This is a genomic window from Legionella sp. MW5194 (genome assembly GCF_016864235.1).
Taxonomy (GTDB): Bacteria; Pseudomonadota; Gammaproteobacteria; order Legionellales; family Legionellaceae; genus Legionella_C.
In genome coordinates, this window is the sequence record NZ_CP045732.1 from 2,217,387 (window position 1) to 2,229,747 (window position 12,361).

A 12,361-nucleotide genomic window follows, 5' to 3' on the forward strand; every position below is an offset into this window, starting at 1 on the left:
GTTTTCTTAAAAGCCTCATTCATCACCCACGGAATCCGTTGACGTCCTACCGGGGATAAGGGAGAGCGGCTCCCCACCTGATAACTGAAAGATTTCATAGCGGTAGGCCTGCTGATTGGCGACGGTGTAAACAAGGGCTTTCAATTGGTAATTCCTGTTCATTGTCAACTCCTTCTGCAGGCATTGATCGACTGGCAGGTAATGGAGGGTGTTGTTTTCTGTCAGAGAGGTCAAAATGACCACATCAGGTTTTAACGAGGGGATGGATTTGCAAAACCACTGATCGCGTTCGGCGGGCGGCTGCAACGCCATGGCTTTATTGTTCAAGCAGAATGAGTCAATAAAACGCAATCGACTGTAATAAGGAATAAACCCGCTGTCGCCTAAAACCACCCGACTGTTTTCAGTCGTGTGCCGGGCGAGCCATTCAATGACTTTCATTCTCAGTTGCTCACCGGCAATCGGATTTTGCGTAAAATACCGTAATTGCGACAGGGTCATGGCAGGGATAAAAAAGAAAGCCATTAGAAACGAAGCCATCAGCATGGCCATACGAAAAACCGCAGGGTCTTCTCCCTCTAAAAAACGCTTTAAAAGCGCTTTTATTCCCTGCAGGGATAGAGGCAAAAGCAGCGCGAACGCGGGTAAAAAAAGGCGCGTATCAAAAGCCACAAGGGCATCAGCCCTCACCAGCAACAGCATGTAAATGGCACTGGGCAACAGAAAATACCATGGCAACTCGCTGCCGCGTTCCCTTATGGCTGCATAGAGGGCCAGGAGCAGAAACGGCCAGGCTAACGACAGGTATTCCCTGCAAAGAACAAACCATTCGAACGAGTGACCTTTACAATACACCGGATTGGGAAATAAAAGCCCATAATAGTGCCATCGCCAGATGAAATAGGGTGTATAGGCGACGAAATACGTGAGGGCACTGACAGTCAGGGCCGTTAACGCCGCGCGCTGTCGTTTGATCACATCCCAACAGGCAAGGAAATAAAACAGGATAATCAACACCGGCGCTTCGGGACGGGTCATCGACGCCAGGGTAAACAGCAAGCCAGCGAGCACCGCACGGGGCCATTCGCCTGCCTTGCGTGGTTTAGGGGTGCACTGATACCCTACTGTCCTTAACAGGCAGTAAAGCCCCAGGGCCAGCAATGCCTGGTAGGTCGTGGTTTCCAAGCCGCTTACCGACCAGATGATCTGCCCGCGATACCAGAGCAGCCAGTAGCAGGGAATCAACGACAATCCGCGATCAAACCAGAGCCGCGACAGTCGATAAACCGCAAACAGGGTAACCAATAACCCCAAGACACCCGCGAGTTTCAACGCAAAGACCGGATCCCCTCCCCACGTCAACACGTAGGCCGCAAGGACTAGAAAACTGAAATTGGAATAGCCTTCAACCGGCGGTTCGCCGATATTCCATAGCAACTGCCCTTCCATGGCCCAATGCCTGGCGTAACGCAGCGTGATGTACATGTCATCAATGGTAAAGGGCCAGATGGCCTTTACCTGCAAAATGAACAGGTAGGTAAAACCGAGCAGTAAAAAAACCACCCAGGCTGTTTTTTTTACCTTCATTGATTCAACACGCCCAGCGGACTTAATGCGACTAAGGTCAGCAAAACAAAACAGAGCAGGTTAAAACGCGACAGATTGTCGCTGAAAAACAGGGACACCGGATCATCGCTGTCGCTGTCTTGCATGGTGAACCAGGCAAATCGCCACAAACCAATGGCAGCAAAAGGCAGGGTCAAAAGAAAATAAAACGCCTCGTCATGAACAAAAAGGGTGTAGAGCAAATAGGCAACAAAACAACTGACGGCCACACCGGTAATGAGAAAATCCAATGCCCGGGTGGAGTACTTTTTAAGCACCGGTCGGGTTTCGTATTTTAAACCCAACTGTTTTTCCAGACGTCGTTTACCCAGAGCAATCAACAGGCTCACGAGGGTGGCGGTAATCGTCAGCCACCAGGAAATAGGCAGCCCAATGCCGATGGTGCCTGCGAGTACGCGCAGCATGAAACCGCTGGCAATGGAAAGCACATCCAGAATAGGTATGTTTTTAAGCACATGGTTATACGCGAGATTAATCAGCAGATAAACAGCTAAAATCAGCGCCAGCGTCATGGAAACAGACCAGGCTATCAATAGCCCAACCAGGAGCAGCATCACCAGGGTACCAAAAGCAATGTCTAAGGAAATCTCGCCACTGGCCAAAGGCCTTAAGCGCTTGTGGGGATGCAGCCTGTCCTCGTCCATGTCCTGAAAGTCATTGTAAATATACACAGCACTGGCGATGAGGCAGAAAGACAGTGCGGCAAGAACAGCATCGACAAGGTAATCCATTGTGCCCGAATAAATAACCCCGAGGAAAACAAAAGCAGACTTGCTCCAATGGGAAAAGCGAAGCAGATAAAAAAATTGCTTGATGGACGTCATAACTCACACCAGTACACACTTGTTTTCTTCACTATATCATTTGTTTTTCAAGAGGTTAATGGCATAGCCTGTAAAAAAACACAATAAGCACACCATGAATAAAAACAAACCAACTACAACCCCATTCCTGCAACAATCTAGTAAAAATTAATCAATTAACATTGCATTTAACCACTAATTTCGTAATATAAAATGTTAGGAGATAAAATTAACAAGGATATGAGGTGGCAAAATGACCTACTGTTTGGATGACGAATTCCTGAAAATTTTGCTTGAAATTCGCGAGAAATACAAAAAAATAAAAAACATCGACTTTGATAAAACTCCCCAGCCTTATGCCATCTCCTGCTTTTTTGGCGCCACCGATGTCAGTGCGCGCGATAAGCAAACCCGACTGATTTTAAAAATGCTTGACGCCCTCAAAGAGGATTTGTTGAAGCCCGATGAACTTGAAAAAGAAAAATTTCTGCTGGTCAAACCCGAAGCCATCGAAAAGCATGTGAATGCGTTGCGTATTCTGGTTGCGCTTGTTTTTTACATCAAGTCGCAGGTTGACCAAAACTACTTTGTACGCTCCTCGTCATCGGCGACATTAATTGAGCTTCTGGACAATGCCTTGAAATTAAGACAAATCAGCATTGATGAAGAAACCCGCACCACCGTCCTGCACTCTGCTCAAAAATTCCTCAAAGACGATAAAAAACTGGATGAAATCAACGGCCGAATCAAGTCAAAAATCAGTGACAGCGAATGGCGGGATTTTTCCCGGTTTATTAACCGTCAATGTGAAAAAATGAATGCCAAACCGAAAACCGCCCTACCGGTAACGTCCGTCCTGGTTCCTGCCTTAGCCTGGCCCATGGAAATGACCGGCTACACAACAGGCTATATTTTGGGCAATGTGATAGCCAAATCGACGGAGTCCCAACCCATACGCGCCTTTGTGACAACAAGCTTAAGCGCAATGTTGTATTTTGTTACCGGCTCCTCCGGTACGCTGGGCATCATGCTGGTTGCTCCAACCTATGCCGGCAAACTGGTTGAAACGTTTTCAGGCGTCTCCTGCGCCTGGATGCTCGGCAATACCATGAAGTATGCCGGCAAAGGCATGGGCTATGTCATTGGTGTGCCTATCGACTTGGGCTGCAAGGCTGCTTATCAGGGCGTCATCTCGCTTTCGTCCATTCTCCACGGCAAAAAGGCCCATCACCTCACCGGCTTTAATTTAGTCACTGGCCAGCGTGTGATCGAAGGCACGGAAGTGAATCTTATCAAGGCCGATGAAGACACCATCAAAAAAGTATTTACCGAACATTGCGAGAAACAAGGCGACAAAACCCCGGCACCTCCCATTCAACTGACATCGGAAGGCTTAGTCATCACCTGTTCCGATGGGGAGGAAATCAAAGTGGCAATCCCTACGGCCGAAGAGACAAAAAAAGTCTCTCAAACCGAACTTCCTTACATGCCAGAACTCAAATCACTGCTTGAGAGCCTGATTCAACAAAATGGTGTGCCTCTCATCAAAGCCACAACCGGTAAAGAAGACATTTTGCAAGCGCCCTTGGCCCTTGGCGAGAAAGAGTTAACCACGGCGGCCGATGAGGTGCATGAAGAAAGTCACGCGCAAAACAGCATGGTGTAATCACCCTGTCAGGCCGGATGGTGTTCCGGTCTGATACATAACCCTATTCCGGGCATCGGGTTAACTCCCGTACCACGCTGGTGGCATAACTCCCGGGCGGTAATTCAAACTGCAGTTGAAGGCAATCGGGCTCAAACCAGAGCCAGTTTAAGTCCCTGATTGCCAGCACAAAGGGACGGTAAGCACGCTGTAAACCCTGCGCTTCCAACCCTTGGCACCAATCCGCATAGGGCTCAAGGGCCTGTTGCTGGATAGCCAGCGCCGCAAGACTCACCCTCTCCTTCCCCTCTCCCCACAAAGGACCAGCCGGAGAAATATCCCATTCATCGATACGCGACTGTATACTTTCCTCGATGTCCTCCACCGTAAAAATGCTGTGCGTACCCGCCAGTTGCATGACATCGCCAGCCAAGGCCTGATTCCAGTTGCCTTGACTCACCCGGGCGGATAACACGTGGTTGAACAGGAAAGACCGCGCCGCCGAATAATACAGGCCGCGCAAAAAAGGATTTTTGACGCGGTAATTTCGGGTTAAAAGCTGCCAGGCTTTTTCAAGATTCTGGCTGCCGAAACGCTGATCGCCAAAATAGTTGGGCACGCCCTGCTGCTTAATCCGTTGCAGTCGGGCTTCAACATCCTTCGGATTATCAACAGCCCTAAGAATGAGTTGAAAGGCATTGGCAGCCAGTACCCCGGTTTTTAATTTTTTAAGGTGTCGTTGACTGGCAACAACCCGCCAGCCTTCACCAGCCAATGAATCCGGTTCAGCCACATCATTGTGTAAACTGTGCACACAAATCCATTGGCGGGTGACGGCATGCTTGTCTTTTAAACCCGCATAGGAAATGGCTTTGACGGGTTTGTTGAGGCAGCCAGCCAGGGCTTTGACCAGGTCTTCCGTGGTGAGCCCGCGCTTTTCAATGTATAGGTAAAGGTGTTCCCCTTCACCGCTCAGCTCAAAACCCAGTTTTTCATTGACCTGAAAATCATCCGGATTACTTTTAATCACCGCGGTGGATTCGGGCTTTCCATCAGCATAAGCCCAGTTGGTTACATCAAACATGCCTGAAATTCCTGATTTTTCGCTCAGTATAACGGGATTACCGCAACAGGAATACCACACGGGCGTTGCCAGAATAATTTTTATCGATAACAGCCCCTCAGATAATATTTTCTTAAGTTACAGGCATTAAAATAACTTCAACTACGAGGTATTCATCATGAAAATTATTATTATTGGACCCGCCGGTTCAGGTAAATCCACCCTGAGGCTTTTATTGGCAGGTGAGCGCTACGCAAAGGTGCCTTCCCTTTCTTTTGGAACAGAGGAAAGCAAATTCAGCGTCGGCAATGAAAAAGTTAGCCTTCAAGAAGCGGCGGCTATGCCCCCGGAATTAGTTAAATACTGGTTTAAAGACTCCCAGGCTTTACTCTATTGTGTTGATTTAAGCCTGGCAAAACCACACCATGACTCGGTGAAATACGCGATTGAAGAGATTGAGGCGTTTCAAAAAGTCAATCCGGATGCTCCAATTATTTTAGTCGGAACCCATGCCGATCAGGCAAGAAAGGTACCGGAAACCCAATTTAAAGAAATCAATCAATCATTCGGTAATCGATTCAACCGGGCTGTTGCTGTTTCCATGACTCGCGAACACGCCCTCGAGGCGGATTTTGTCGACAACCTTCGCCAGGATGTTCTTGGCCCGCTGCTTAAAAAAGAATCGACCCAGGAGAACATGGAGACGGCCATCGTGGTCAGGGAGGTTTATAAATACCAGCAGCCGCCCAAACCCTTCCCCCAAAGTTACGAACGATTATGGCAAAAAGAGGCAGGCCTGAGCAATAAGCTTGAAAGCGAGGCCAGTGACTTTCGCGCGGCCCTTGAAATTCTAAGAGACTACAGCAAGAGCAACAACCCCGACACCTGTTCTTTTTTTGGGTCAACAATTAAACTGGCTGTCACAAGGCATTTGCTTCGTCATCACACTGACGTCGTCGATGAACTATATAAAAAATATTACGACAAGGAAGATGCCACGGCGGCTGACTTGATCAACGCATTAAAGCTAGAACTGATTAACCAGGGGGATACGCTTAATCTGACAGGCAGTCTGGCGCAGCGCATTCGGTTTATCGAGCGGAAAGCCAATCTGAAACCCACTGATTTTTTTGAGTTGAATGAGCAGATTGACGAAAGAAAAATTCCCATCAGTGCCCCTAAATAAAAACCCTCAGGATTTGCGCTACCTGAATTAATCAAACAAGGCTTCGCGCTTCCCGATTGTTTCATAAAGACGTTGCAGCTGCTTTTCTGTCACCCGGTGGATGGAAAGTGGCGGCAAGGTTTCAATGGCAAAAAAATCCACCTGAGCAATTTCCTTGTCTGGCCTAACCTCGCCAGATTCAATGTCACAATGGAAAAAGCATTTATAGGCATGCGGCCATTGCGGCGGATGATCGTGTTTGAGCTTGTCCCAAAGCGCCATTAAACGAATCACCTTGACGTGAAACCCGGTTTCCTCCCGGGTTTCACGGATAACGGATTCCGATGGCGATTCATTGACATCCACCCACCCTCCCGGCAGAGACCATAAACCATCGGACTTTTCCTGAGCCAGCAGTATCTTGTGATTTTTGACAATAAAGGCCCGCACATCCAGCTTGGGGGTGGCATAGCCTGTTTCAAAGCTGAATAAATGGGCAATGTCAGGCGCTTTCTCACTGGTGGGTGCAGCAAGCTGAGCCGCCAGCTCACGCAGGCGCAGGTAGCGTTCCTGATCAAATTCATTCTTGCAATAAGCAAGGCCATTCTGGGCTATCGCCTGAATTTCATTAATGGTTTTAAACCATTCCTTTTCATTGGACATGATGTTCCTTCAACAATAATGAATGCCTGACGGTCAGAATTATCAGACAGGATTGTCACTGTCAATGAATTGATGCTGTACATCAAATGTGTCAGCCAGGTGCGCACCCAAAGCCTGTATGCCATAACGTTCCGTGGCATGATGGCCGCAGGCAAAATAATGTATACCCAATTCCTTGGCCTGATAATAGGTTCGCTCGGAGACTTCGCCACTGAAATAGGCATCTACACCCAGTCGATAAGCATCCTCAATGTAGTCCTGCGCGCCGCCGCTGCACCAGGCCAGACGCTGGATGGCTTTGTCGCCGCTGGCAATGACCAGCGGGTCCCGTCCCAATGCGTCACCAAGCTGCTTTGCCAATTCGCTAACCGACAGTGATTTATTCAGCGTGCCTGACCAAAGCAGGTGGTCGATGCCTCCGGCTTTGTGTGCAGTCACCTCATCAACCGAAAGCCGTTTCGCCAATTGCGCGTTATTGCCTAATTCAGGATGGCAATCCAGGGGGAGATGATAGGCCAGTAAATTGATTTGATGGTGCAGCAATTCGCTGATGCGACGTCCCTTCATGCCGGTAATGGTCGGCGGCTCTCCGCGCCAGAAATAGCCATGATGAACCAGCAAGGCATCGGCTTTAACAGCCGCTGCCTGTCGAATAACCGCTTCGCTCGCGGTTACCGCGGTACAGATGCGCCGGATGGACGCCTGGCCTTCAACCTGTAACCCATTCGGTGCGTAGTCATTAAAGTCACTGACCGCAAGCAGGGTATGAAGGTAATCGACTAACACCTGACGCGTGATCACCGCGATGACGCTCGCCGGATGTCTGCGCCCAACGTGGATAATTTTTCTTCAATGCGCTCATAGCCGCGATCCACATGGTAAATGCGCTCGACAAAGGTTTCGCCTTCGGCCGCAAGACCGGCCAGAATCAAACTGGCTGAGGCCCGCAGATCCGTGGCCATCACCGGCGCACCGGTCAGCCTTTCAACGCCGTTGATCATGGCGGTATTGCCGTTCAAGCGGATTTGCGCACCCATGCGTTGCAGTTCCTGCACGTGCATGAAGCGATTTTCAAAAATGGTTTCAATCACCGACGACGCACCGTCCGCAATGGCATTGAGCGCCATGAATTGAGCCTGCATGTCGGTAGGGAACGCCGGATACGGGGCGGTTGCGATATTAACTGCCTGGGGACGCAGGCCGTGCATGTTTAAGGTGACCCAGTCTTCACCCAGGGTCAATTCAGCCCCGGCCTCTTCAAATTTGCACAACATGGACAACAGGTTATCCGGCTTAACGCGTCGGACCGTGACCTTGCCGCGGGTAATGGCGCCTGCGGTTAAATAGGTCCCGGCTTCAATGCGATCGGGCATCACCGTGTAGTTGCCACCGCGCAGGGCTTCAACGCCTTCCACTTCAATGGTGGGCGTACCCGCGCCGCTGATTTGCGCACCCATCTGAATCAGGAAATTGGCCAAATCAACCACTTCCGGTTCACGGGCCGCATTTTTAATGATGGTTTTCCCTTCGGCCAGCACGGCAGCCATCAGCACGTTTTCTGTGCCGGTCACAGTCACTGTATCAAACACCAGGGGTTTACCCTGCAGGCGGCCGCGTCGACAGCGGGCCTTAATGTACCCATTCTTAACGGTAATCTCGGCGCCCATGGCTTTGAGTGCTTTCAGATGCAAATCAACCGGGCGGGTACCAATCGCACAACCGCCGGGCAGAGAAACATCCGCGCGGCCGAAACGCGCCAATAAGGGGCCTAAGACCAGAATGGATGCGCGCATGGTTTTAACCAGTTCATAGGGTGCGACAAATTCATTCACCTGACTGGCAGAAATCTGCACGTTCATTTTTTCATCCACAATGAGGTGCGCGCCCAATTGGCCTAATAACTCCATCATGGTGGTCACGTCTTTCAAGTGGGGGACGTTGGCGATGGTGACGTTGTCCGTTGCCAGCAAGGTGGCCGCCATGATAGGGAGCGCTGAATTTTTTGCACCCGATATGACCACTTCCCCGTTTAATGCCTTGCCGCCGTTAATCACTAATTTATCCATGCTGCTTCCCCCATTCTTCTTGAGTCCAGGTCTTCATCGTCAAGGCATGAAGACGACCGCTGGTAATATATTCTTTTAACTGCGCATACACCCATTGCTGTCGAGCCACCCGGGTTTTGCCCACGAACGCATCCGACACAATGGTCAAGTGATAATGATACCCATCACCCTCCACCTTAACGACATGAACGCCCTCGATTACTGACAATTTTTTTTCTATTTCTTCATTGTTAATCATACAACAGTTCCACTTTATTCGAGACGAGGCATACTCGCCTTCTGTTCTTTTGCCTGACTTGTCAGGAGACCACGATTTTTTCCAAACCGCAAAATTCGGCGAGCGCATGGACTAAGGGCGGAATATTAGTGATCTGGCAGCGTTTATGCAATTGTCGACACAGGCGCTGTGCCTCAATCAGCAACGCAAGCCCCGCGCTGTCGCAATGGCTGACTTCACTTAAATCCATGATCACATCCGATTCACGCGTTTGTTTAAGAAAATCAACAAGGCGGCGACGGCAGGCCTCCGCGGTATCGAAAGTCATTGGGTTGTCTGGTTTGAACGTTGGCATGGTTAAGCTGCTTTTTTACTGCGTTCGCGCATTTGCTTAATGAGGTCCTGCATATTGGAATTCTGCAGCGCCTGAGCAAACTGGGAACGGAAACTCTGCAGCAGACTCACTCCCTCCACGCTCAAATCATAAATCTTCCATTGGCCATTTTTAGCCACAAGGCTGTAACTTAACGGAATGTTTTTGCCATTGGATCGGACAATGAGGCTGTTTACCCGTAAAAACCGCCCTTCAAGCGATCCCCGTACAGGCAGAAATTTTACGGTTTCATCGGTGTATTCAGCCAAGGGGCTGGCATAGGTGCGAATAACCAGTTGCGTAAACGCCTGAGAAAATTGCTGACGCTCGCTCGGGGTCGCTTTCATCCAGGCCTGACGTCCCAGCACCGAGCGCGACATGCCGCTGACATCAACATTTGGCAGCAGTGATTGCTCGACGGCGCGGTAGATCACCTGTGGGTTGTTTTTTAAGGAGGCCTTGTTTTTTTCCAGGGTGGAAAGAATTTGATTCGCTGCGGTCTCCAGCATGGGAACGGGGTTGGAAGCCGCCCATAATAAAGAGGTCAGTGAACAGGCCATGAAAAAAAGAAGGGTTTTTATTTTTTGCATTCTCGATCCTATTTCTTAATATTGAATAAGAGTTGCCCAATTAAATTCTCAAGGATGATGGCTTCCTGAGTTTTGGCAATCACATCCCCCTCACGAAGGTAGGGGTGTTTGCCCTCGCCTTCATCCTCAAAACCGGGGACAATACTGATGTAGTTTGACCCCAGCAGCCCTTCCGTCAGGATGCGTGCCGACACATCCTCGTAGGGAATGGGCTTGTCGCTGCGAAGCAGCATGGTTACCTTGGCATTAAGCTCCCCCGGCTGAAGTTCAATGCGCGTCACTTCGCCAATTCTAACTCCGGCAATGGTCACTGGCGCACGCACTTTTAATCCGCCAATGTCGGTAAAATCAGCCGTTACCTGATAGCCTTTTGTGGATGAAAAGCTTGAAATACCACTTACCTTCATCGCCATGACAAAGAAAGCCAGTAAACCCAACAGCATAAAGAGTCCAACACTGATATCAATGTACCGTTGCTTGCTCATGATTCACCAACCTCCAATCATCATTGCTGTCAATAAAAAATCAAGCCCCAACACCGCCAATGATGAATACACAACTGTTCGGGTCGTTGCCTGACTGATACCTTCGGCAGTAGGAATACAACTGAATCCCTGAAACACAGCTATCCACACTACAACAAAAGCGAAAACTATACTTTTAATCATTCCGCTGACCACGTCGAGCCGGAAGTTAACCGAGGCTTGCATGTTGGACCAAAAGCTTCCTGCATCCACGCCCAACCACTCCACACCGATGAAATACCCGCCATAAACCGCCACGGCTGAAAAAATAAGGGCTAACAAAGGCAGGGATATCAACCCGGCTAAAAAACGGGGGTAAATGACACGGCCTAAAGGATCCACCCCCATCATGTCCATGCTGGCCAATTGCTCGGTGGCCTTCATGAGGCCAATTTCTGCCGTCAAGGCAGAGCCGGCACGGCCCGCAAACAGCAAGGCGCTGATCACCGGACCCAGTTCACGTGCAATGCTTAAGGCCAACAACTGCCCCAGTTGGCTGGCTGCGCCAAATTTCTGCAAGGTATTATACCCCTGCAAACCGACCACCATGCCGATAAACAGTGCGGATACTACAATAATTAAAAAAGAAAGAAAGCCAACGGAATACAATTGCACACGCAAAGCCGGCCATAACCGCGGCAAATCAGGCTTGCGGGCAAAAATTCCCAATAAAAAAAGACCGGAATTGCCTACAGTCTGCAATGTATTCAAACCACGCCCGCCGAAGCGTGCAATTCTGTCAAGCATCTAACAACTCCTCAGTATAGGGTTTTGCAGGGTAGTGGAACGGCACCACGCCGTCAGCCTCGCCATGCATAAACTGCTTAATCTGCGGTTCTGTCGATTGTTTTAAGGCAAGCGGCGTGCCATGACCGATCAGTCGGCCGCCGGCAATGAGGTAAGCGTAGTCTGCGATTGAGCAGGTTTCTTCCACATCATGGGAGACGATAATGGTTGTTGTGCCCAGCAACTGGTTCAGGCGCTTGATTAAACGCACCAGAACACCCATGGAAATGGGATCCTGACCGGTGAAGGGTTCGTCATACATCATCAATTGCGGATCAAGAGCAATGGTTCTCGCCAGCGCTACCCGCCTGACCATTCCACCGGACAGTTCCGCCGGCATTAATTCAGCCGCTCCCCGTAGGCCCACAGCTTGAAGTTTCATTAACACCACATCACGCAGCATGGTTTCGTTGAGATTGGTGTGCTCACGCAGGGGAAACGCCACGTTTTCAAAGACATTTAAATGGGTAAACAAGGCACTGCTCTGGAATAACAAACCCATTTTTCGCCGTGCTGCAAAAAGGGCTTTGCGTGACAACTGATGAAGATTCTGGCCGTCAACACGAATTTCGCCGCTGTCTGGCGCAAGCTGCGCCCCGATCAAACGCAGCAGAGTCGTCTTGCCGCTACCGCTGGGTCCCATAATGGCCGTGATTTTCCCGCGCTCAACAGTCATATCAACCTTATCAAAAATGCACTTGGCGCCGCGCATAAAAGTCAATTGGCTGATTTGCACCAGATTATCTCGCATGATGGTTCCGATTTGGGTGAATGGGTAATTATATACTGGAAGGATACAATTTTGCGAATTTTAAACCAGTCTTTTCCTGCAGGCAGGCT

The 12,361-nt window shown here is 49.6% G+C and carries 14 protein-coding genes; 2 read left to right on the plus strand and 12 right to left on the minus strand.

What is annotated here, in order from left to right; all coding sequences use genetic code 11:
* Positions 1 to 15: 15 nt before the first annotated feature.
* The gene (locus tag GH742_RS10270) at positions 16 to 1,587 is read right to left on the minus strand and encodes a protein LphB (RefSeq protein WP_203454875.1); all 1,572 of its coding nucleotides are present in this window, start codon (positions 1,585 to 1,587) and stop codon (positions 16 to 18) included.
* Complete coding sequence (locus GH742_RS10275; protein ID WP_203454876.1) at positions 1,584 to 2,450, minus strand: decaprenyl-phosphate phosphoribosyltransferase; 867 nt, start codon at positions 2,448 to 2,450, stop codon at positions 1,584 to 1,586. The genes GH742_RS10270 and GH742_RS10275 overlap by 4 nt, the downstream gene beginning before the upstream one ends.
* A 232-nt stretch (positions 2,451 to 2,682) precedes the next feature.
* On the opposite strand from GH742_RS10275, the gene GH742_RS10280 reads away from it, so the two are divergent.
* Positions 2,683 to 4,095, plus strand: coding sequence for a hypothetical protein (locus tag GH742_RS10280; protein ID WP_203454877.1), 1,413 nt, complete (start codon positions 2,683 to 2,685; stop codon positions 4,093 to 4,095).
* A gap of 43 nt (positions 4,096 to 4,138) precedes the next feature.
* On the opposite strand, the gene truD is transcribed toward GH742_RS10280, so the two are convergent.
* On the minus strand, positions 4,139 to 5,158 hold the full coding sequence (gene truD, locus GH742_RS10285; protein WP_203454878.1) for a tRNA pseudouridine(13) synthase TruD: 1,020 nt from the start codon (positions 5,156 to 5,158) through the stop codon (positions 4,139 to 4,141).
* A 157-nt stretch (positions 5,159 to 5,315) separates the two neighbouring features.
* Between truD and GH742_RS10290 the strand changes: the two genes are divergently transcribed.
* Positions 5,316 to 6,323 carry a DUF5617 domain-containing protein gene (locus GH742_RS10290; RefSeq protein WP_203454879.1) on the plus strand — a complete coding sequence of 336 codons (1,008 nt, stop codon included), beginning with the start codon at positions 5,316 to 5,318 and terminating at the stop codon, positions 6,321 to 6,323.
* A gap of 27 nt (positions 6,324 to 6,350) precedes the next feature.
* Here the strand turns inward: GH742_RS10290 and GH742_RS10295 are convergent, their stop codons facing one another.
* The 9 genes from GH742_RS10295 to GH742_RS10335 form a co-directional block, all read right to left on the minus strand.
* On the minus strand, positions 6,351 to 6,965 hold the full coding sequence (locus tag GH742_RS10295; RefSeq protein ID WP_239005200.1) for an NUDIX hydrolase: 615 nt from the start codon (positions 6,963 to 6,965) through the stop codon (positions 6,351 to 6,353).
* Positions 6,966 to 7,007: 42 nt separating this feature from the next.
* On the minus strand, positions 7,008 to 7,766 hold the full coding sequence (locus GH742_RS10300) for a Nif3-like dinuclear metal center hexameric protein (RefSeq protein ID WP_203454880.1): 759 nt from the start codon (positions 7,764 to 7,766) through the stop codon (positions 7,008 to 7,010).
* The gene (gene murA / locus GH742_RS10305; protein ID WP_203454881.1) at positions 7,763 to 9,031 is read right to left on the minus strand and encodes a UDP-N-acetylglucosamine 1-carboxyvinyltransferase; all 1,269 of its coding nucleotides are present in this window, start codon (positions 9,029 to 9,031) and stop codon (positions 7,763 to 7,765) included. The genes GH742_RS10300 and murA overlap by 4 nt, the downstream gene beginning before the upstream one ends.
* Entirely contained in the window at positions 9,024 to 9,269 is a 246-nt protein-coding gene (locus tag GH742_RS10310) for a BolA family protein (protein ID WP_203454882.1), read from the minus strand. The genes murA and GH742_RS10310 overlap by 8 nt, the downstream gene beginning before the upstream one ends.
* 61 nt (positions 9,270 to 9,330) lie before the next feature.
* Positions 9,331 to 9,603 (minus strand): lipid asymmetry maintenance protein MlaB, encoded by a 273-nt coding sequence (locus tag GH742_RS10315; protein ID WP_203454883.1) that lies wholly within the window; start codon positions 9,601 to 9,603, stop codon positions 9,331 to 9,333.
* 2 nt (positions 9,604 to 9,605) lie between these two features.
* Entirely contained in the window at positions 9,606 to 10,211 is a 606-nt protein-coding gene (locus tag GH742_RS10320; RefSeq protein WP_203454884.1) for a phospholipid-binding protein MlaC, read from the minus strand.
* Between the two features lie 8 nt (positions 10,212 to 10,219).
* The gene (gene mlaD, locus GH742_RS10325; RefSeq protein WP_108290149.1) at positions 10,220 to 10,696 is read right to left on the minus strand and encodes an outer membrane lipid asymmetry maintenance protein MlaD; all 477 of its coding nucleotides are present in this window, start codon (positions 10,694 to 10,696) and stop codon (positions 10,220 to 10,222) included.
* A 3-nt stretch (positions 10,697 to 10,699) separates the two neighbouring features.
* Positions 10,700 to 11,482, minus strand: coding sequence for a lipid asymmetry maintenance ABC transporter permease subunit MlaE (gene mlaE, locus GH742_RS10330; protein ID WP_203454885.1), 783 nt, complete (start codon positions 11,480 to 11,482; stop codon positions 10,700 to 10,702).
* Positions 11,475 to 12,272, minus strand: coding sequence for an ATP-binding cassette domain-containing protein (locus GH742_RS10335; protein ID WP_203454886.1), 798 nt, complete (start codon positions 12,270 to 12,272; stop codon positions 11,475 to 11,477). The genes mlaE and GH742_RS10335 overlap by 8 nt, the downstream gene beginning before the upstream one ends.
* Positions 12,273 to 12,361 lie beyond the last annotated feature (89 nt).

Bases quoted from the DNA above. Each gene is read 5' to 3' on its own strand.
- GH742_RS10270 (WP_203454875.1), bottom strand. From the start codon at position 1,587: ATGAAGGTAAAAAAAACAGCCTGGGTGGTTTTTTTACTGCTCGGTTTT.
- truD (WP_203454878.1), bottom strand. From the start codon at position 5,158: ATGTTTGATGTAACCAACTGGGCTTATGCTGATGGAAAGCCCGAATCC.
- GH742_RS10295 (WP_239005200.1), bottom strand. From the start codon at position 6,965: ATGTCCAATGAAAAGGAATGGTTTAAAACCATTAATGAAATTCAGGCG.
- GH742_RS10310 (WP_203454882.1), bottom strand. From the start codon at position 9,269: ATGATTAACAATGAAGAAATAGAAAAAAAATTGTCAGTAATCGAGGGC.
- GH742_RS10320 (WP_203454884.1), bottom strand. From the start codon at position 10,211: ATGCAAAAAATAAAAACCCTTCTTTTTTTCATGGCCTGTTCACTGACC.
- GH742_RS10315 (WP_203454883.1), bottom strand. From the start codon at position 9,603: ATGCCAACGTTCAAACCAGACAACCCAATGACTTTCGATACCGCGGAG.
- mlaD (WP_108290149.1), bottom strand. From the start codon at position 10,696: ATGAGCAAGCAACGGTACATTGATATCAGTGTTGGACTCTTTATGCTG.
- murA (WP_203454881.1), bottom strand. From the start codon at position 9,031: ATGGATAAATTAGTGATTAACGGCGGCAAGGCATTAAACGGGGAAGTG.
- mlaE (WP_203454885.1), bottom strand. From the start codon at position 11,482: ATGCTTGACAGAATTGCACGCTTCGGCGGGCGTGGTTTGAATACATTG.
- GH742_RS10280 (WP_203454877.1), top strand. From the start codon at position 2,683: ATGACCTACTGTTTGGATGACGAATTCCTGAAAATTTTGCTTGAAATT.
- GH742_RS10275 (WP_203454876.1), bottom strand. From the start codon at position 2,450: ATGACGTCCATCAAGCAATTTTTTTATCTGCTTCGCTTTTCCCATTGG.
- GH742_RS10335 (WP_203454886.1), bottom strand. From the start codon at position 12,272: ATGCGAGATAATCTGGTGCAAATCAGCCAATTGACTTTTATGCGCGGC.
- GH742_RS10290 (WP_203454879.1), top strand. From the start codon at position 5,316: ATGAAAATTATTATTATTGGACCCGCCGGTTCAGGTAAATCCACCCTG.